Here is a 19087-nt window from a genome sequence, read left to right on the forward strand (position 1 = left end):
GTGGCGGCCAGGTCCAGGGTGCCGTTTTCATTGACGGGAATCTCGCCGTAGATGAAGTTCTGGCGCACGGCCGAGGTGGTGCCGAGGATGGCACCATTGTCGTCGCGCTTGTTGAGATCGCGGTCCTTGAAGAAGGCGTACGAGAATTTACCGGGGCCGGCAGGAATGCGGTCCAGGCCGGCGCCCGTGCCGTTCATGTTGATGTATTGCAAGTCCAACATGTGGATGTCAGGACGGTAGTAGAAGCGCTTGCCGATCCAGGCCGTGCCGCCGTTCAGGAAATCGAGTCCCTGCGCTTCGACATAGGCCTTGACGATGCCCAGTTTGTTGTCGCCGAAATCCGAATTCGGCGCGTAGGCGTTGACCCAGATGGTGGCCAGGTAGTTCACGCCGCCGGACTGGGCGACGGACTTGGTGTAGCCGAATTCCGTGTAGGCGTCGCACTCATTGCCCAGACGGTACTTCATGGTATTGCCGCCCAGGCCGAAGCAGCCTTGCGAACCGCCGTCGCCCGACGTATTGCTGCCGGCGCCGGCGCGCAGGTAGCCGTGGAAGCCTTCGGAGTCGGATGGGTACATGGGGTCGGCGGCAGCGGAACCGCTGGCGATGGCCAAGACGATGGCAGCTGGCAGTGTTTTCAACACAGCCTTCAACATGGTGCGATGCAGCATGGTAAGTCTCCTCAGTAATTTATTTTTTATCTAGTCATTCGTGGCCGAATGTACTGGCCAGAATTCTTTCCAGCAGGGACATAGTAACTATACTACGAACAAATATCAACATATTATGTTGTAATCCTACGACTACTCTGCGACACTTTATTTGCGCCCGTATTTGCCGCTGGAAGGCACTGCTTTTCATGGTGACGTGTCCGTTTTTGACCCGATACATGAGCATCTGCAAGGCAGGGCTGCATTTTTCGGCACGCGGGACGTATACGAATTAAAATCCTTGGTTTTTGCCATAATGACAGTGCGCCGCCACGACCGCGCACGCAAACGAGACTAGGCACCGCCATGAAAATTGATGAAAAAATGGAAGTAGCAGGCAGCGATCCGGCGGAGCGTTTCAGTGAAGGGCCGCGCCTGCTGGCAGACATCGGCGGCACCAATGCCCGCTTCGTGCTCGAAACGCGCCAGGGCCACCTGGAAGCGGTGGCCGTGCTGCCCTGCGACGACTACGCCTCGCTGCTCGACGCCATCACCGCCTATATGGATAGCAGCGAGGCGCGCGCCGCCGGTTCGGCGCGCGTGCGCCATGCGGCCATCGCCATCGCCAATCCCATCGACGATGACAATATCCGCATGATGAACCATCACTGGTTCTTCTCGATCGAGGCGATGCGCGCCGCGCTGGGCCTCGACACCCTGCTGGTGGTAAACGACTTCACGGCGCTGGCCATGGCCCTGCCCTATCTGCGGCCCGACCAGCGCCTGCAGATCGGCGGCGGCATGGCGCGCGCCGACAGCGTCATCGGCCTGCTCGGTTCGGGCACGGGCCTGGGCGTGTCGGGCATGATTCCCGCCGAAGACCGCTGGATCGCGCTGGGCAGCGAAGGGGGCCACGTCAGCTTCGCCCCGTGCGACCAGCGCGAGATGGACGTGCTGTCCTTCGCCTGGCGCGAGCTGTCGCACGTCTCGGCCGAACGCCTCGCTTCCGGGCGCGGGCTGGAACTGATTTACCGCGCCCTGTCCGACCGGGCTGGCCGGCATGACGTGCCGCCGCTGCTGGCGGCCGACATCACCAGCCGCGCCCTGAACAATGAATGCGACGTGTGCCTCGAAGCGGTCGACTGTTTCTGCGCCATCCTCGGCTCCATCGCCGGCAACGTGGCCATGACCCTGGGCGCCCTAGGCGGCATCTATATAGGCGGCGGCATCGTGCCGCGACTGGGGCCCCTGTTCGAACGGTCGCAGTTCCGCGCCCGCTTCGAGCAAAAGGGCCGCCTGAACGAGTACCTGGCGCAGATTCCCACCTTTCTGATCACGGCAGAACTGCCGACTTTTCTCGGCATCGCCGCCATCCTGGCGCAAAAGCTCAAGCGCGCCCATACCGGCGCGCCCGTGCTCGAATCCGTGCGCCAGGCGCGCGGCCGCATGAGCCCTTCGGAATGCAAGGTGGCCGACTGGGTCCTGAAGGAACCGAACGCCATGCTGACCCTGCCGATCGCCGAAATCGCCCAGCGGGTCGGCGTCAGCCAGCCGACCGTGATGCGCTTTTGCCGCTCGATCGGCGTGCAGGGCCTGGCCGATTTCAAGCTGAAGCTGGCCTCGGGCCTGACGGGCGGCGCCATCACGGTGGCCCACTGCCACGTGGAGATTTCGGATTCCGACGCGGAGCTGGCGCGCAAGGTGCTGGGCAATAACGCCTCGGCCGCGCTGGCCCTGCGCGACATGCTCGACGTCAAAGCGCTGACGGCCGCCATCGAGCTGCTGCGCGGCGCGCAGCGCGTGGAATTGCTGGCCGTGGGCAGCGCCCGCGTGGTGGCCGACGACATGCAGCACAAGCTGCTCAACCTGGGCATCGTCAGCAGCTTCTTTGCCGACCCGCAGGCGCAGGAAATGAGCGCCGCCATGCTCAAGCCTGGCGACGTGGCGCTGGTCATTTCCCGCTCCGGCGCCCTGCCCGACCTGCTGCGCACCGTCAAGGTGGCGCAGGGCTGCGGCGCGCGCGTGCTGGCCATTACGGCCAGCGGTTCGCCGCTGGCCAAGCTGGCCGACGTGCTGCTGACCCTGAACCACCCGGAAGGCAACCTCAATTTCGTGCCCATGATCGTGCGCTTGCTGCAGCTGATGATGCTCGATATCCTGTCGGTGGGACTGGCGCGGCGCGACACGGCGCAACGCACCAGCGCCGCCGAGCTGGAAGAGGGTCAATTGCACGGCATGCGCATCAGCGGCAAGCTGAAATTCGGTGGCCACCTCGAATAAGGCGGCGCATGCCGCCCACGCCTCCTCCGACACGGCCAGCGGCGCCACCGTGCACGACGTGGCACGCCTGGCCGGCGTATCGGCCATGACGGTGTCGCGCGTGATCAACGGGCGTGCCAGCGTCAGCACGGCCACGCGCGACAAGGTCGAGGCGGCGATCGCCAGCCTGCACTACCAGCCCAACCTGGCGGCACGCGCGGCACGCACCGGCACGCTGCGCATCGGCTTGCTGTACAGCAACCCCAGCGCGGCCTTTCTCAGCGAATTTTTAGTTGGCGCCATGGACCAGTGCCGCCAGGGCGGCGGCCAGCTGCTGCTCGAGCGCTGCGAAGACCTGGACAGCCAGCGCGCCGGCATCGATTGCCTGGTGGCGGCGGGCGTGGACGGCATCCTGGTGCCGCCGCCCCTGTGCGATTCGCCGCAAGTGCTGGCGCAGCTGAACCAGATGGGCATTCCCGCCATCGCCGTGGCCACGGCGCGCCCCTCGCCCGATGTGTCGGCCGTGCGCATCGACGACTACGAAGGCGCGCTGGCCATGACGCGCCATCTGCTCGCGCTGGGCCACCGCGACATCGGCTTCATCGAAGGCGACCCGGCGCACACGCCCGCCCTGCTGCGCCGCCAGGCCTTCGAGGACGCCATGCGCGAAGCGGGCGTGCAGGTGCCGCCGCACAGAGTGGCGCAAGGCTATTTTACGTACCGTTCGGGACTCGATGCGGCGCGCCAGCTGCTGGCGCAAAAGCCGTACCCCAGCGCCATCTTCGCCAGCAACGACGACATGGCCGCCGCCACCCTGGCCGTGGCGCACGGCATGGGCCTGCAGGTGCCGGCGGAACTGAGCGTGTGCGGCTTCGACGACACGCCCGTCGCCACCACCGTCTGGCCCGAGCTGAGCACCATCCACCAGCCCATTGCCGACATGGCGCGCGCCGCGGTCACCCTGGTGATCGACGAAATCCGCCAGCGCCGCGCGGGCGAAACGGCGCCCGCCACGCATCACCTGATGGCGTTCACCTTGATGGAACGGGCGTCGACGGGGGCATGCGCCCCCCGCTGACCTGCCCTTAGCGCACCAGCGTGCGCTGCGCCAGCGCTTGCACCAGTTCCACCGAGGGCGGCGAGCCGCCGGCCGCCAGGCAGGCGCCCGCGCCCGCAGCGACGGCAAAGCGCAAGTGCTCGCCGCCGTCCGCTTCGGGACGGTACATCAGGCTGTACAGCAAGCCGCCGATGCTGGCGTCGCCCGCGCCCACCGAGTCGACCACCTCGATGACGGGCGGCGCCGCCTGCCATGTCTGCCCGCCCTGGTACAGCGCCGCGCCCTGCGACCCACGCGTATACAAATAGGTGGCTTGCGGATTCCAGCCGCGCAGCACGGCAAACGCGCCATCGATGTCGTCGTGGCGGAACAGGCCCGCCAGGTCTTCATCCGACACCTTCACCACGTCGGCCAGCTCCGTCATGCGGCGCAGGGTGGCGTCGTAGCGTTCATCCATCATGATGCGGAAGTTCGGGTCGTAGCTGATTTTCACGCCAGCGGCCTTGAGTTCCTGCGCCAGCGCCAGCAGCTTGCCGGCCAGCGGTTCGCGCGCCAGGCTGATGCCGCCGAAATGCACCCATTGCGCGCCCTGCATCCAGCCGGCCGGCAGTTGCGCCGCGTCGAAATGCAGGTCGGCGCTGTCGTCGCCGATGAAGTAATACGTGGGCGGATGCAGTTCATGCACGATGGCCAGCAGCGGCGACTTCGCGCGGCGCTGCAAAAAACGCATGTCCAGCCCCGCCGCTTCGGTGGCAGCGGCCAGCGCGTTGCCGAAGACGTCGAGGCTGACGGCGCCCGCAAAGGCGCTGGGCACGCCCAGGCGCGCCATCACGCGGGCCACGTTCCAGGTCGAGCCGCCCACCTGGCTGCTCCAGGCGTCCGCGCCCGTGCGCAGCATGTCCGTCAGCGCCTCGCCGGCCGACACGAACGTCGGGAAAGCGGCGCTCATGCGGCACCTTTGAGCACGTTCAGCACTTCATAGCAGGCGCCCATGGTGTGGTAATCGACCTTGCCAGCGGGGCTTTTCTCGTTGCTGATTTTTTGATTCTCGGGCGTCAAAATACGGTACCAGGCGCCGTGCTCGTGGTCGACGAAATGCGTCCAGCTGTAATCCCATATCTTGTCGTAGCTGCGCCAGTAGGCGTCGTCGCCCGTGCGCGCGGCCAGCACGGCGGCGGCGGCGAAGCTTTCCGCCTGCACCCAGAAGTATTTGTCGCCGTCGCAGATTTCATCGTGCGGGCCGAAACCGTAGTGGATGCCGCCATGCGCGCCGTCCCAGGCCTTGGCCAGCGCCGTGTCGTACAGTTCGCGCGCACGGGGCAGCAGCCAGCCGGATGGTCCGGCCATGAACCGGCTGTGACGCTCCATGATCAACAGCAGCTTGGCCCACTCCGTGAAGTGGCCGGGCTGGTAGCCCCAGGGACGGAAGATATTGCTCTTGTCGTGCAGGTTGTAATCCCAGTCGATAGCCCAATCGGGCGTGTAGTGTTCCCAGATCATGCCGTTCGCCAGCCCCGCCTGGCGCACCGTGATGTTGTGCGCCAGCGTTTCGGCGCGGTGCAGGTAGCGTGCTTCGCCCGTCGCCTCGAACGCGGCCAGCATGGCTTCGCAGGCATGCATATTGGCGTTCTGGCCACGGTAGCCGTCCAGGGTGGACCAGTCGGCGCTGGCCACGTCCGCATACAGGCCGTGTTCGGGCAGCCAGAAGCGCTGCTCCATCAACTCGAACGTTTCGTCCAGATACGCGCCTGCCTCCGTTACCCCCGCCTGCAAGGCATGGGCATACGCGAGCAGCACGAAAGCCAGGCCATAGCAGTGATTGGCGCCGTCTTCCACCGTTTTGACGCCGTCTTTCCACGACAGTTGCCAGGCGTAGCCGCCCGTGGCCGGATCGCGGTGCACGTCGCGCAGGAAGGCCACGCCGTGGCGCAGCGCCGCCTGGTAATCGTCGCCGCCGAAGTGGCGGTAAGCCATGGCGTAATTGAAGATGAAGCGCGTGCTGCTGACCAGGTGGCGCGTGGCATGGTCGTAGACGGTGCCGTCGTCGAGGAAGAAGTGGTAAAAGCCGCCGCTCGGGTCAAGGGCGCGCGGGTGATAAAAGTGCATCGTGTGCAGGATGTGATTTTCAAGCATCTGCCTGGAGCGGAAGTCGGGATTCATGGGGCTCTCATGATATTGTTATCGATAACAATGATGATAGCATGCCGTTTCCGCCCCGTCTCATCCACTTAGGGCGTCCTGGCCAGCCTGAGCTTTTCACGCCACAGCGCCGCTTGCGCCGGGTCGGCCGCCTGTCCCAGCTCGCCCTTATCGTACACCTTGACCAGCCGTTCGATGGCTTCCGCGTCGCCCTGCTTCGCCGCCAGCAGATACAGCTCGAAGGGCTTGGGCGCCGGCCCTTGACGCGTGGGACCGCCGCGGCCCTGCTCCAGCAGGCGCGCGAAGCCCGTCTGGCCCGGCGGGCTTTTCGCGATGGCCGCCATTTCATACCAGCCCAGCGCCGCCTCGTCGCTCTGCGGCACGCCCTGCCCCACTTCATATGAATAAGCGACATTGTTCAAGCCGGGCGGATCGAGCGCCTTGGCCGCCCGCATGTACCAGCCGAACGCTTCCTTGCGCTGCGCGTCATCGTGCGCCGTCATCATCAGGCGGTAGCCGATTTCATTGTAGGCGGGGATGAAGCCTTTCTCGGCATAGAACTTCAGCCAGCGCAGCGCGTGCGCCTGTTCTTCCGCGCTGCTGTGGATGTTCTCAAAGTGCATGGCCACGGTGAAGTTGGCCAGTTCCACGCCTTGCGCGGCGCCCTTGCGCGACCAGTATTCTCCCAGCTTGCGGTCCACCGCCATGCCCTGCCCCAGCGTATAGGCCACGCCGAGGAATGCCTGCGCCGGGCCATAGCCGCCTTCGGCCGATTTCTGCATCCACGCCAGGCCGGCATCAAAGTCGCGCGGCGTGCCCTCGCCGTCGTGCAGCATCCGCGCCAGGTCCAGCTGGGCGACAGTGTCTCCCCCTTGCGCCGCGCGGCGTATCTTCTCGAACGCGGCGACCTTCTCCGGCGACAGGTCGGCCGGGCGGTTGATCGCGGCTTGCACCCTCGCGCGCATGTCGTCAAGGCCCTTGGTGTCGAATTCGGCCAGCGCCGGATGCTGGCGCGGTTCCTTGGCGGACGCAGGCTGCGCCGGCACGCTCTGCGCCAGCGCCAGGGTCAATAACAATACGATGGTCTTCATTTCTTCTCGCTTTCCGCCAGCCTGGCGCGCCATTCGGCGGCGTCTTCGGCATTTGCCTGTTGTCCCAGCTCGCCCTTGACGTACACCTCGAGCAAGCGCCGCATGGCGGGCAAGTCGCCGCTCCATCCCGCCCGCTCGTACCAGACCAGTGCCAGCTTGTCCGACTGTGCCACGCCCAGGCCCAGCTCGTGCGCGCGGGCCAGGTTGCGCATGCCGGCCGGTTCCTTTTCGCGCGCCGACCTGTAAAACCAGTGGAAAGCCTCGCCGCGGTCCTGCTCGTCGGCGGCTGCGCGCATCAGGTGTTCGCCAAGCGCGTTATAGGCAGGAATAAAGTGTTCTTCGAGCGCGGCCTTCTTCAGCCAGGTGATGGCCAGCGCCTGCTCTTCGGCAGGGCTGCTGCCATCGATGAATTCCAGCGCCAGGATGGTTTGCGCCAGCGCATCGCCTTGCGCCACGCCCTTGCGCAGCCAGTATTCTCCCTGCACGCGGTCGATGGGCACCTTGCCGCCCACGGTATAGGCCAGCCCCAACGCCGATTGCGCCGGCGCATAGCCGCCTTCGGCCGACTTGCGCACCCAGGCCATCGATAGCGCCGTGTCTTGCGGAGCGCCGACGCCCAGCTGCAGCATGCGCGCCAGCTCCAGCTGCGCCTCCACGTCGCCCGTTTCAGCCACGCGCCGGGTTTCGGCAAACTCGGCGATGCTTTCCGGACTATGGCTGGCCGCATCCGCCCGTGCCTTGATGGCGATCAACTGCAGATCGAGCAAGGTGGGCGCGGTTTGCGCCAGAACAGGCAGCGGCAATAGCAGAGGGATCAACAACAGTAGTTTCCTGGTCATGCGGCGGTATCGGAAAGAAGAAAACACGCATGGTAGCCGATGCCATGCGGGACAGGCGCGCACGGTAGGCGAAGTTTGACAGGGCAGGCCGGCAGGCTTACATTGCACGGGCCCACCACTGACACAGGAATGCCATGAACCTTCTATCGAAAACCGCCCTGACCCTGCTGCTCGCCGCCTCCGTGGGCGCCAGCGCCGCCAGCGCCGCAAATTCCCAGCTGGCCGGCTGCGCCGCCAAGCGCGAAAGCATCCGCAGCGAATTGCAGCAGGCGCAGGAACAGGGCCTGTCCGACAAGGTCGCGGGCCTGACGCGCGCGCTCGACGAAGTCAACGCCCACTGCCGCGACAGCAGCCTGGTCGAACGCCACAACAAAAAGGTGCTGAAGGCGCAGGCCAAGGTGAACCAGACGGAGCGTTCGCTGCGCCTGGCCCAGGAAGCCAATAAAGAGCCGAAGAAGATCGCCAAGCTGGAAGGCAAGCTGGAAAAAGCCAGGGCGGAACTGGCCGCCCTGCAGGCGCAGCAGCCCTGATGGCGAGCCACGGCTACCCTGCCGCCTCCAGCGCGATGCACGTCGTGCAGACATACGCCAGGCGCAAGGCTTCAGGCGCGCGCGGCGCACTGACGTAGGCCGCCAGCAGGCCGGCCGGCAAGTCCAGGCCCAGCGCGCGCAAGGTGGCGCCGTGCCGCGCCAGTTCACCGGCCAGCTCCGCTTCCAGCCGCGGCCGGCCGCTACGCGCCTGCAGTGCGAGAAGGTCGAGCACCTGGGCCAGCACCCGTGATGCCGCCGAGGCTTGCTGCGGCGCCGACGGCGCCAGGCTGGTCCCCCCCAGGCTCTTGAAAAAACGCGCCAGCGCCGACGGCAGCTTGCCTGCGTCGATCTCGAAATCGAGCGACACCACGCGCAGCTTGGCATTCTTGGCGATGAGCAGCGCCACCGGTTGCCAGCCGCCGGCTTCGCCGCGCGCGCGGCTGGCCAGCACGGCCCGGATATCGGCGCCGTCCGCCACGGCCGCCTGCAGCCGCGTGATGCGCGGGCGTAGCGCCGGCAGTGCCGGAATCTGCAAGTCCAGGGCGGCGCCACTGGCATCGAACACTTGCCAATCAAGCCGCTGCGCCACTTCGTCAAGCTGCGGCCGCGCCACTGCCGCCGGGCGCAACAGCACGCAATCGATGGGCTCCGGCGCCAGGCCGACGTTGCCGCTCATGAAGGCGGCCAGCGCCGTCCAGTCGCTGAAACCCAGACTCTGCCAGCGCGCATCGTCGAGCGCCCACAGCGGCGCCGCACTGGCGCGGATCCGGCTGTCCATGGCAAGCCGCCCATCGTCGGCCAGGGACGCGCCGGCCAACTGCCAGCTCGCCTCGCACATATGCCGCGCGCTGCCGGCGCCCGCCCACAGGCTGCCCGCATCCCATGCCGATTCGCGCGTAAACGAGTGGTCGCTGGCGTCGGGCCGCGCCAGCACGGCCTGCACGATGCGCCCCTCGGCATGCTGCCAGAACGACAAGGTCAGGCCATGCGCGCCGCCGCGCGTTTCCCACCAATACGCGCCCAGCGGCAGCAGTTCGAGGGGCGCATCGCCGGCCGCATCGAAGCTGCGCCGCGCCTGTCCGCGCAAGCGCTGCAAGAGCGGGCCAGGCGCGTGTTCGAGCGCCGCGCACAAGGCGCTGATGGCCGCCATCTCTTCAAATGCCTGACGCTCGCTGGCGTGGTAATCGCGCCGCACGAGCAAATCCAGCGTACCGCCCAGACCACGCAACAGGGCGGCAAGACGGGGCAGGTTTTCGCTGCGCGCCGACATGGTCAGCGCGCGCAGCTGGCCGGCGGCAATCGCGCTGGCATGCGACAAGCCGTTGTCGTACAGCTCACCGAGCAGCCGCCGCACCTGGGCCAGGAACACCAGCTCGGACGTACTCATGCCCTGCGCTGCGGCGACAGGCGCCGCTGCGGCGCCGTCCGGCCAGGCAAACTCCCGGCCATGCTTGCGCCAGACGCAGGCCAGCGCATACAGGTGCAGCGCCTTGCGCAGGGCCGCCGGGGTATCGGACACCATGGCGTCCACGCCGGCGCCGCGCAGATAGCTGCAGCCCAGTTTCAACAGGGGCAGCTCGATCTGCAGCCTGGCATTGACGATGGTGACGTCCGCCTGGTCGCCTTCCGCCAGCCAGGCCAGCGCCTGGCGCACCGCCGGCTTGCCCGCCTGCTTGCAGACGGCCGCGCTGTCAAGCGCCAGCACCTCCTCCTGCACGCCGGCCGGCGATCCCTCCTGCTCACTGTCCTGCTCAACGTCCTGCGGCAGTTCCCGCAGCCACACGGCAGCGGCCAGGATATGCTTGCAGATGCCGGGCGCCGGGCAATCGCAGCGGCCCTTCTGCGGTCCGCCCGCATCGAGCAGCACCCGCTGGCCGTCGGCGACCAGGGCGCCGCCCACGTCATCCTGCCAGCCCACCTTGCCCGCCTCGACATCTTTCAGGGCACGGCGCAGCAGGCCCGCGTTGGCCAGCGTCGCCAGGCTGTCGTCGTCGAAGCTGCGGTACACGGCGTGCCAGCTCATCCCATCACCCCGGCCAGCCATTCGGCAAAGTGCTGCGGCGTCAATGCCGCCACGTGCATGCCCTGCTCCGCCAGGCGCTGCGCCATGCCATGGTCATACACGGGCTGCGCGCGCGCGTCGAGCGCGGCCAGGCCCAGCAAGGTGACGCGCGACTCGGCCATGCGCTTGAGCGCCGCCAGCAGCGGCCCTGGCGGCGCCCCTTCCTCGAAATCGCTGATCAGGGCCATTACCGTGCGTTGCGGATTGCTTACCAGCTGCTCGCAATACTGCACCGCGCGGCCGATATTCGTGCCGCCGCCCAGTTGCACCGTCAGCAGCACCTCGACCGGGTCGGCGGCCAGGTGCGTCAGATCCACCACGCCGGTGTCAAACACCACCAGCCGCACGTTGACGCCCGGCAGGCCGGACAGGATGCCGGCCACCACCGCCGCATAGATCACCGAATCCATCATCGATGCGCTCTGGTCGACGCACAGGATGACGTCCCACGGCAGGCTGCGCTTGACGCGCGCATTGAAGATAGGCCGCGCCATCAGCAGGCGGCGGCTGGCCAGATCGTAGTGTTTCAGGTTGGCGGCGATGGTGGCGCGCCAGTCGAAGTTCTGCGCGCTCTTCATCTGCGTGCGGCGAAAGCGGTTGCGCCGCCCCACCACCGCGTTGACGAAATCCTTGCGCAGGCGCTCGGTGATTTCTTCGACCACGCGCCGTATCACGGCGCGCACCGCGTCGTGCATGTCCGCGCCGAGCCGCCCGCGCATGCCGATCAGGGCGCGCGCCAGCGCCTGGTTCGGCTCCAGGCTGGCCAGCACGGCCGGGTCGCGCAGCAGGCCGCTCAATTCATAGCGCTCGATCGCGTGGCCCTGCACGCGCTCGTACACGTCCTGCGGGAACAGCTTGCGCGTCTGTGCCAGCCAGTCGATGGCGCGCAGCTGGCTGGGATCCAGCGAACCGCCACCGCCGGCACGCAGCATGCCCTTGCGCGCATACTCGCGGCCATACAGATAATCGAGGCAGGCATCGAGCCGGCCATCATTGGCGGACCAGGCTTCGGTTTGCAGCGGCTGCGCGTAGCGTCCCAGCATCAGGCGCCAGCGGCGCAGCAACGCCTGATTGTCCAGATTCTCAGCCATGCGGCTTCTCCGTTGAAAGATCCAGCCAGCCAGACAGCGCATCGCGCTCCAGGCAGGCGGCCAGCGCCGCGTTCAGGCGGCCGCCTGCCAGCATCTCGTCTTCGCTGACGTCGTAGTGGAATTCGGCCTGCAAGGCGTCCGGCGCGGCGCCGTTGAGCACCGCCAGCGCCTCGGCCAGGTCGCTCGTCTCCTGCGGCTTCAGGCCAGTGAAGGCCAGCCGCAAATCGGGCAGATACTGGATGAAACTGGCCTCGTCCCAGCTGCCGACCAGGGTATTGAAGCTGCGCCGCAGTCCCGGCTGCGTCAGCAGCAATTCAGGCGCGGCGGCCATCAGGCCCGACAGGAAGCGCACGGCGTCCTGCGGCGTGGCGCCGGCGCCGAAGCGCTGTTCCAGCAAGCGCGACAAATCCTGTTCATCCCAGGCGCCATCGAGGAACAGCAGCGCGGCAGCGGCGCCGCAGATGCCGGGCGCGCAGCCGCGCGTCGCCGTCAGGGCCTGCAGGCGCCGGTGCAGGTCGCCGGTTTCGAAGGCCAGGCCAGCCTCCTGCTCCGGCAAGGCGCTGCGCGCGGCACGGCCGAATTCGCGCAATGCCAGCAACTGTCCCACTTGCGCGCCTTCACCGTCCATCCCCGTATCGGCCAGCCCGGGCAGCAGGAACAGCGCGGCCGGCCAGACACGCCGCATCAGCGCCAGCACGCCCGGATGCTCGCGCACGCCCAGCGGCTCGCGCGCGCGCCACAGGGTCACCAGCGCATGGCCGCAGGCGACGACGGAGGCAAAATCAGCATCCTCATCGAGATGGCGCGACAACAGCGACAACAGAGCGGGCAAACGTTCATGCAAGCCCACCAGGCAGGCGCGCACCAGCAGGGCCGCGGCGCTGCCGGCCGAACGGGCCCGGCCCGCGTCACCCAGCGCCTGCTCTTCGCGCAGCAGCCGCGCCAGCGCCACCTCGGCCAGGGTGGCGCCATCGGCGGCCAATTCGATCAGGCGCGCTTCGACCAGCGGCGTCCACGCATACGTCCACTCCTCGAACAGCAGTTCCAGCCGGCTGCCGGCCATGAAATCGGGGCCGCCCTGCCAGCGCGCCAGGTCCGTGTCCAGATACTGCATCAGATGAAAGAAGCGGCTGCGCCGGCGGTGGCGCTGCTTGCGGTACAGGTCCAGCCGCGCCAGCCGCGTGTCGCCGTCGTCGAGGCGCAAGCCGTGGCGATGCGCAGCCGCGCGCGCGTCTTGCACCAGCGGCGGCGAACCGGCCGACGGCGGCACGTCGCCCAGCCGGCTGCCCGTCATCTGGCGCCGCACGTCGTCGAACAGGCCTTGCATGCCGTCGTCGATGGCGCCCTTGACGAAGCAGGAACGCATGGCGTCGAGCACATCCTGGCGGCCCGGCCCCGCATGGCCGCGCAAGGCGGCGAGCCTGGCCGCCTGCAGCACCGCCGCCTGTACCTCTGCCGTGGAGATGCGCTCCTGCACGCCGCGCGCCCGGCTGTCCTGGGCCAGCCTGGTCAACTGATCCACGGCGACGGCAAGCTGATGATCGCCAGGCGCCGGCGATTGCAGGGTATCCCAGACGGCCTGGTAGTAGGCGGGCGCCGGCATGCCGGCGCCGTAGCCATTCAGTGCATCGAGCCGCTCGAAGCTGTAGCGTATCAGCCAGCTGGCGCCAGCGGCGGCCGGCGCGGCCAGCGCGGCAGGTGCGGCAGGTGCGGCAGGCGCAGGATCGGCGTCAAGCAGTTCGATCAGCGCGCTGGTGTGAAAGCCGCCCGTGACCACCACGACGGGGCCATCGACCTGTTTGCGCCAGCGGGCGATATGCGCCGCCATGTGCCGCTCGCGCGGCAGGCTGCCTTCCGCTTCCAGCACGGCCGGCTCGTAATCGAGGCGGGCCATGGCGCAGTATGAAAACACGTCGCCAAACACGCTGCGCCAGTCCGCCAGCGCCGCGCGCGAGCGCGCCTCGAACAGGTGATCCCACAATTCGTCCTGGTCGCGGCAGCCGGCGCGTGCGGCCAGGGCGTTCAGATAGCTGCTGTGTGCCAGGTAGCGCTCGGCCATCAGGCTGCGCGCCTCGGCATCAGGCTTCGCGTCGGCCGAGCCCGCGCGCGCCTGCCACGGCAGGTCGATGAAGGCCAGCTGCGCCTGCACAGCCGCCCCCTCGCGCAGCGCCACCCATTCAGGGCTGTAATCGCAAAACGGGAAAAACGCCGATTGCGCGCGCGCGCCCTCCGCGCCTGCCGCCTGTGTCTGGCACAACAGCGCCACGGGCGGGCGCGTGCGTTCGTCCAGCAGCAAGGGCAGCATGTCCGTAAAACCTTCCGGTCCCTCGATCAGCACGGCGGCCGGGCGCAATTCGCGCAACATGGCCTGCAATGCATGCGCACATGCCGGGCTGTGGTGGCGCACCGGCGCAAAGTACACGCCATGTTCGAACAGCCTCGCGCGAGCGGCAGCCACGCCGGCCGGCAAATTCGGCTGCACCTCCGGCTGCACTACAGCCATAGCTGGCGCGCCGCGTCGCCGAAGCTTTTCCACAAGTCGTCGCGGCGGCCACGTTCGCGCACCACCGTGTCGAAGTAATGGCGCACGCGCTTGAGGTCATCGGCGTTGTCCTTCAGGACCACGCCCTGCAGCTGGTTGGCCAGCTCGCGCGGGCGCAAGGTGCCGTCGCCGAAATGCAGCGCCTCCAGCGAGGCCGCATAGACCAGGTTGACCGCCTCGGCGCTCGACATCACCGCCTCCGGCGTCTTGATGGCCGTACCTTCGCGGGTCTGGCCAGCGCGCAGTTCCTGGAACGTGGTCACCAGCAGTTCGACCACGTCACGCCTGACGATGACGGCGGCGCCGATGGCATCGAGTTCGCGCCGCAGCTGCTGCATCACCAGTTCGACTTCGAAGCCATGGTCGCGGATCGGCTTGACGGTTTCGAAGTTGAAGCGGCGTTTCAGCGCCGACGACATTTCATGCACGCCGCGGTCACGCAAGTTGGCGCTGGCGATGATATTGAAGCCGCGCCGCGCATGCACGCGCGCGTCGCCGCCCAGTTCGGGAATCATCAGCTGCTTTTCCGACATCAGTGAAATGAGCACGTCCTGCATCTCGGGCGCGCAACGCGTGATTTCCTCGAAGCGCACCAGCTTGCCCGCTTCCATGGCCTGGAACAAGGGCGACGGCACCAGTGCGCGCCGGCTCGGTCCTTCGGCCAGCAGCAAGGCATAGTTCCACGAATACTTGATATGGTCTTCAGTGGTGCCGGCCGTGCCCTGTATCGCCAGCGCGGAGTCGCCGCTGATGGCCGCGGCCAGCAATTCGGACAGCAGCGACTTGGCCGTACCCGGCTCGCCCACCAGCATCAACCCCTGGTGCCCCATCAAGGTGACGATGGCGCGGTCGACCAGCGGATCGTCGCCATAGAATTTGCGGCTCACTTGCAGCGCCGCGTCGCCCAGGATGAAGCGGCGCACCGCGCGCGGCGACAGCAGCCAGCCCTCCGGGCGCGGATCGGCATCGGCTGCCTTCAGGCGTTCCAGCTCGCTCGCGTAGCGCTGTTCGGCGCTGCGGCGCACCACCTGGTTATCGTTATGCTGTTCCGTCATGATTTTGCTTTCTTTGCTTACCACGGCATTTTACTTTCCCATTGCGCATCATAGCCGCCGCACGCCTTCGACACCGCCAGATAATCGGCATAGGTTTCGGCCAGCAGCACGGACGGCACGTCGGCCAGCGGCACAGCCTCGTCGCGCCAGGAGCGCGGCAAGGGATAGAATTGCAGCGTTTTCAGGGCGGCCGCCATCAATTCCTCGGGCAGGCTGCTGCCGGAAAATTCGATCACTGCGCGCAGGCCGGCGCTGACGAAATCCTTGTGATACTCGGTGAAGACGCCGCCATCCTCGGCCTGGCCGCGCTGGTAGCCGTGCTTGCCGAAGGCGCCGCGCAAGCCGAAGGTGTCGCCCACCCAGCCTTCGCGGTCCGCGATGTGCCGGCCTGCCATCAGCGCGGCGTCGGGCAACTGGTGGGCCAGCTGCTCGAACAGGGGCTTGACCTTGTAATCCTTGAAATGGCGCTGCCAGGCGACGATCTGCGCCGCATCCAGCAGCGAGGCGTGCGCCAGGCGCAGCCGGCTGCCATCGTTCAGGTCGACTTCCTCGTCGTCCGCGTCGAGCAGGCTGCCATCGTCGCTGGGGCGCAGCAGGGTGCGGCCTGCGTCATCTTCGCTGATCCACACCAGCGCCTGCACCAGGCGGCCAGCGATCGGATGGCCGAGCAGGTAATCGCGCCACTCCTGCGCCGGCCAGACACGTCCCGCGCACATGGCTTCGTACAGGCGCGCCGTCTGCATGGTGATGACTTGCTTGAGTTCTTTCTTGCACACGGATAGCTGCTGTTTGGCTTCCTTGGCCAGTTCGGGCGCTTCGTCCTGGCGCGGCTCAGGCAAGGCCTTGATCTCCTTGCCGTCGGGGTTGTGCAGGCGCGGCTTCATGGCGCCGTCCAGGGTCACATGGAAGACACGCTCGCCATACGACAGGTCGAGCCGTCCGCTGTCGTCGAAGCCGCCGGTCGGGATCGTGCGGTCGCCCAGCTGGTCCTGGCTCCAGCCCTTGCCTTGCGCGATGCGCTCGACCAGCAGACGCGCCTTTTCCTGCACCGAGGCCGTGCGGTAGCGCCGCGCAATGCCCAGCAATAACTGGATGACGGCCGGGTCGTAGCCGTCAGCGAGGCCGTCGAGCATCGCTTCGATCTGCGCGCGGCGCGGGTAATGGTCGCGCATATACGCTTGCAGCAGGCTGATCGCCACATGGCCAGGCGTATGGGCGGCCAGCGCCAGGATGCCCTTTTCGCCGATGGCGCTGCCCAGGTATTCGGCCATCTTGTTGCGGCGGATCTGGTCGAACACCTGCTCTTCGCTCATCTTGCCCTGCGCGCCATAATACTCGGGATAGCGTCTGGCGTTGTCCTGGTAGCTCTGGTAGGTCTGCGGCGCGCGCGCCTGCGCTTCGGCGGTCGCCACTTCCAGGCTCGGGCCGCGCAGATCCTCGGTGATGAACAGGCGCAGCACCGTCTCGCCCAGGGCGGCGCGGCTTGCCTCGTCGAGCAGGCCCAGATAGCGCTGCAGCAAGGCGTTGCCGCCCGGCTCCTTCAATTTACAGGCCAGTACCACCCACCAGCGGATGACGTCGGCGTCGACCGGCGTGCCGTCCTGCCAGCGGCAGGCGGGCAGCGCCTCGAAGACGAACCAGGCCAGGCCGACGGGCGCCTTGCCCTTCAAGCCCTTGCGCGCGGCGGCCAGCAGTATCTCGGGCGACAGGCGCGGACTCAGGTTCTCGCCCAGTTTTTCCAGCGCCGTCATCAGCGCGGCGATCACGGTCTCGCGCGTCTCCTTGTCCAGCGCCTGGTACAACGCCGGGACGGCGGCACGGTAATCGAGGTCGGCCAGCCAGCGCGCGGCGCCGATGCGCATGTCCTGCTTGCCCGATCCCAGTGCCTCGGCCACGCGCTTGCCGATATCGGGCAGGCTGGCCAGCACCTGCTGCGCGCTGGCGCGGTGCTGCTTGCCCTCTCCCAGCGCGATCTCCATCACGCGCGGCAGCCATTGCGCCGGCAGCACCGGAAAGGTGGCCAGCACTTCCAGGGTGGGACCCAGCTCGGGCGTCACGCCCTGGCGCCTTTCGACGGCGCGCAAGCCCAGGCCCTGCTCGATCAGTTCGGGGCGTTCCGCGAACAGCGGCCAGACCATGTCCGCCGCCAGCACCTGCTGCGGCTTGGCGCCCCACCAGTTGCTGGCCATGCAGGCCATGGCCACGCTGTCATGCTCGTCGCCGGCCTCGCGCATGGCGCGCGCCAGCAGGCGCAGGTCAAACGTGGACAGGTCCTGCCGCGCCAGCCATTTCTGGAAGAAGTCATCGTGCCAGAAGTGAAAACTATTGCGCCGCGTGGCCTGCAGCCAGCGTGCCATGTGCGCCACGCCAAAATCCGGCAAGGCAGCCAGCTTGCCCTGCAGTTCGACGGGTTCGCGCGCCAGGTTATTTTGCAAGGGCCGCTCGTCGCCCTTCGCCGCCTCGCCATTGAACACGCGGATGGCCGTTTCCAGCCAGGCCGGCTTGAACGCCTCATAGCGCTTCAGGCGCTCCTGCTTCCATTCGTACTTGAGCTTGGCGTGCTGGTTGTCTTCGCGCTCCTGCCGTGCTTCGGCGCGGTACTTTTCCAACAACGCCGTATGATTGGCCTGCAGCAGTTGCAGCGCGGCGTCGCCCAGGCGCGCCGCCGGCGGCGCGGGCGGCAGCGGCGGCACGGGCTGTTCCGCCGCGCCGGCATCGCTGGCCGCGCCCAGCCACGACAAGGCATTGCGGATGGCCGCCTGCACCGGTTTGCTCGCCTCCTGCGCCAGCGCCTGTTCCAGCAGCGCACCCTGCTGCGGCCCCAGGCTGCGGCCCAGCAGCTCGGCCGCCTGCACGCGCTCTTCCGTCTTGCCCGTCAACAGGCACTGCTGCAGCAAGACGGCCCTGCGTTCCACGGGAATGGCGGCCAGATGCGGAGCCGCTTCGATGCGCACGCTCTTGCCGCCGTCGACGGCCAGGCGCACCAGGATGGCGGCATAGGCGTCGGCCAGCGCGGGCGCGGCGCCCAGACGCCGGGCCAGCTGCGCCTTGCCGCTGGCCGACAGCAGCGCCGGCAATTGCTCCACCTGCGCGGCATGCGCGAGCATGTAAACGTCAAGCGCGCCCGGCGCCAGCAGGCGCTGCAGGCAGTTGTCGCGCACGTATTCGCTCAATTCGCGCCGTTCGAACACCAGTTGCAGCGCGCCATCTTCCGCTTCGCCATCGGCAACCAGCAGGCGCGCCAGCAGCGCCACGTCCCAGCCGCGCCGGTTGACCGTGGTCGCCTGCGCGCGCGTCTCGGAAAAGCTGGCGAACAGCGCATCGCCGAGCAGGTAGTCGAGCCACTGCGGCACCGCGGCGCCGGTGCGCTCCAGCGTATCGCCCCCGTCGGCAGCTTGCAGCAGCTTGCCCAGGCGCACCAGCAGCGCCGCGTCCAGTGCCGTCGCATCGGACTGGGCATAGAACTGGTGCCGGTGGCGCAGGCTTTCATTGGCCAGGGCGCCATCCTTGTTACTCATGTTATGGGTATAAAAGTGGGAGTACAGGCGCCCGGGCTTGCCCAGCAAGGTGCCGCCGCGCGGCGCCGCCGCCTGCACATCGAGCAGCACGCCTTCCTGGCGCCCTTCGCAAACGAACTCGCAGGCGCGCTCCCACAGCGCAGGCGATATCTGCGCCAGGCCGCGCAAGCCCTTCTTCAATTGCGCATGCTCATCCGGGCCTGCCATACCCGCTACGCCCTGCGCCAGTTCCAGTATTTTTTTAAACATGCGTC

The 19087-nt window shown here is 67.5% G+C and carries 13 protein-coding genes; 3 read left to right on the top strand and 10 right to left on the bottom strand.

The window, feature by feature from the left end; translation table 11 throughout:
- Positions 1-671: carbohydrate porin (locus IGS61_RS16935; RefSeq protein WP_230540748.1), on the bottom strand; the 671-nt coding region annotated here is incomplete at its 3' end.
- A 345-nt stretch (positions 672-1016) separates the two neighbouring features.
- Between IGS61_RS16935 and IGS61_RS16940 the strand changes: the two genes are divergently transcribed.
- Both IGS61_RS16940 and IGS61_RS16945 read left to right on the top strand, forming a co-directional pair.
- Positions 1017-2930, top strand: coding sequence for a glucokinase (locus IGS61_RS16940; protein ID WP_230540749.1), 1914 nt, complete (start codon positions 1017-1019; stop codon positions 2928-2930).
- The gene (locus tag IGS61_RS16945; RefSeq protein WP_230540750.1) at positions 2914-3987 is read left to right on the top strand and encodes a LacI family DNA-binding transcriptional regulator; all 1074 of its coding nucleotides are present in this window, start codon (positions 2914-2916) and stop codon (positions 3985-3987) included. Before IGS61_RS16940 ends, IGS61_RS16945 begins: the two co-directional genes overlap by 17 nt.
- Before the next feature lie 7 nt (positions 3988-3994).
- Here IGS61_RS16945 and IGS61_RS16950 read toward each other — a convergent pair whose 3' ends face one another.
- From IGS61_RS16950 to IGS61_RS16965, 4 genes are all read right to left on the bottom strand, one after another.
- On the bottom strand, positions 3995-4915 hold the full coding sequence (locus tag IGS61_RS16950; protein WP_230540751.1) for a carbohydrate kinase family protein: 921 nt from the start codon (positions 4913-4915) through the stop codon (positions 3995-3997).
- Complete coding sequence (locus IGS61_RS16955; RefSeq protein ID WP_230540752.1) at positions 4912-6126, bottom strand: AGE family epimerase/isomerase; 1215 nt, start codon at positions 6124-6126, stop codon at positions 4912-4914. Before IGS61_RS16955 ends, IGS61_RS16950 begins: the two co-directional genes overlap by 4 nt.
- Positions 6127-6194: 68 nt before the next feature.
- Positions 6195-7196, bottom strand: coding sequence for a tetratricopeptide repeat protein (locus IGS61_RS16960; protein WP_230540753.1), 1002 nt, complete (start codon positions 7194-7196; stop codon positions 6195-6197).
- Positions 7193-8017 carry a tetratricopeptide repeat protein gene (locus IGS61_RS16965; RefSeq protein WP_230540754.1) on the bottom strand — a complete coding sequence of 275 codons (825 nt, stop codon included), beginning with the start codon at positions 8015-8017 and terminating at the stop codon, positions 7193-7195. The genes IGS61_RS16960 and IGS61_RS16965 overlap by 4 nt, the downstream gene beginning before the upstream one ends.
- 152 nt (positions 8018-8169) lie before the next feature.
- Here IGS61_RS16965 and IGS61_RS16970 point away from each other — a divergent pair, with 152 nt between their 5' ends.
- On the top strand, positions 8170-8565 hold the full coding sequence (locus tag IGS61_RS16970; protein WP_230540755.1) for a DUF1090 family protein: 396 nt from the start codon (positions 8170-8172) through the stop codon (positions 8563-8565).
- A 13-nt stretch (positions 8566-8578) separates the two neighbouring features.
- On the opposite strand, the gene IGS61_RS16975 is transcribed toward IGS61_RS16970, so the two are convergent.
- From IGS61_RS16975 to IGS61_RS16995, 5 genes are read right to left on the bottom strand one after another with little or no spacing between them, the layout of a single operon-like run.
- A complete protein-coding gene (locus IGS61_RS16975) occupies positions 8579-10588 on the bottom strand; it encodes an SWIM zinc finger family protein (RefSeq protein WP_230540756.1) in 2010 nt (669 codons plus the stop codon).
- Entirely contained in the window at positions 10585-11718 is a 1134-nt protein-coding gene (locus IGS61_RS16980; RefSeq protein WP_230540757.1) for a VWA domain-containing protein, read from the bottom strand. Before IGS61_RS16980 ends, IGS61_RS16975 begins: the two co-directional genes overlap by 4 nt.
- Positions 11711-14221 (bottom strand): DUF5682 family protein, encoded by a 2511-nt coding sequence (locus IGS61_RS16985; protein ID WP_230540758.1) that lies wholly within the window; start codon positions 14219-14221, stop codon positions 11711-11713. Before IGS61_RS16985 ends, IGS61_RS16980 begins: the two co-directional genes overlap by 8 nt.
- Positions 14212-15315 carry an AAA family ATPase gene (locus IGS61_RS16990; RefSeq protein ID WP_230540759.1) on the bottom strand — a complete coding sequence of 368 codons (1104 nt, stop codon included), beginning with the start codon at positions 15313-15315 and terminating at the stop codon, positions 14212-14214. Before IGS61_RS16990 ends, IGS61_RS16985 begins: the two co-directional genes overlap by 10 nt.
- A gap of 17 nt (positions 15316-15332) precedes the next feature.
- Positions 15333-19082 carry a DUF4132 domain-containing protein gene (locus IGS61_RS16995; RefSeq protein WP_230540760.1) on the bottom strand — a complete coding sequence of 1250 codons (3750 nt, stop codon included), beginning with the start codon at positions 19080-19082 and terminating at the stop codon, positions 15333-15335.
- Positions 19083-19087: the final 5 nt, after the last annotated feature.

Origin of the sequence: Janthinobacterium sp. FW305-129 (genome assembly GCF_020858115.1) — a bacterium.
Taxonomy (GTDB): Bacteria; Pseudomonadota; Gammaproteobacteria; order Burkholderiales; family Burkholderiaceae_D; genus Janthinobacterium.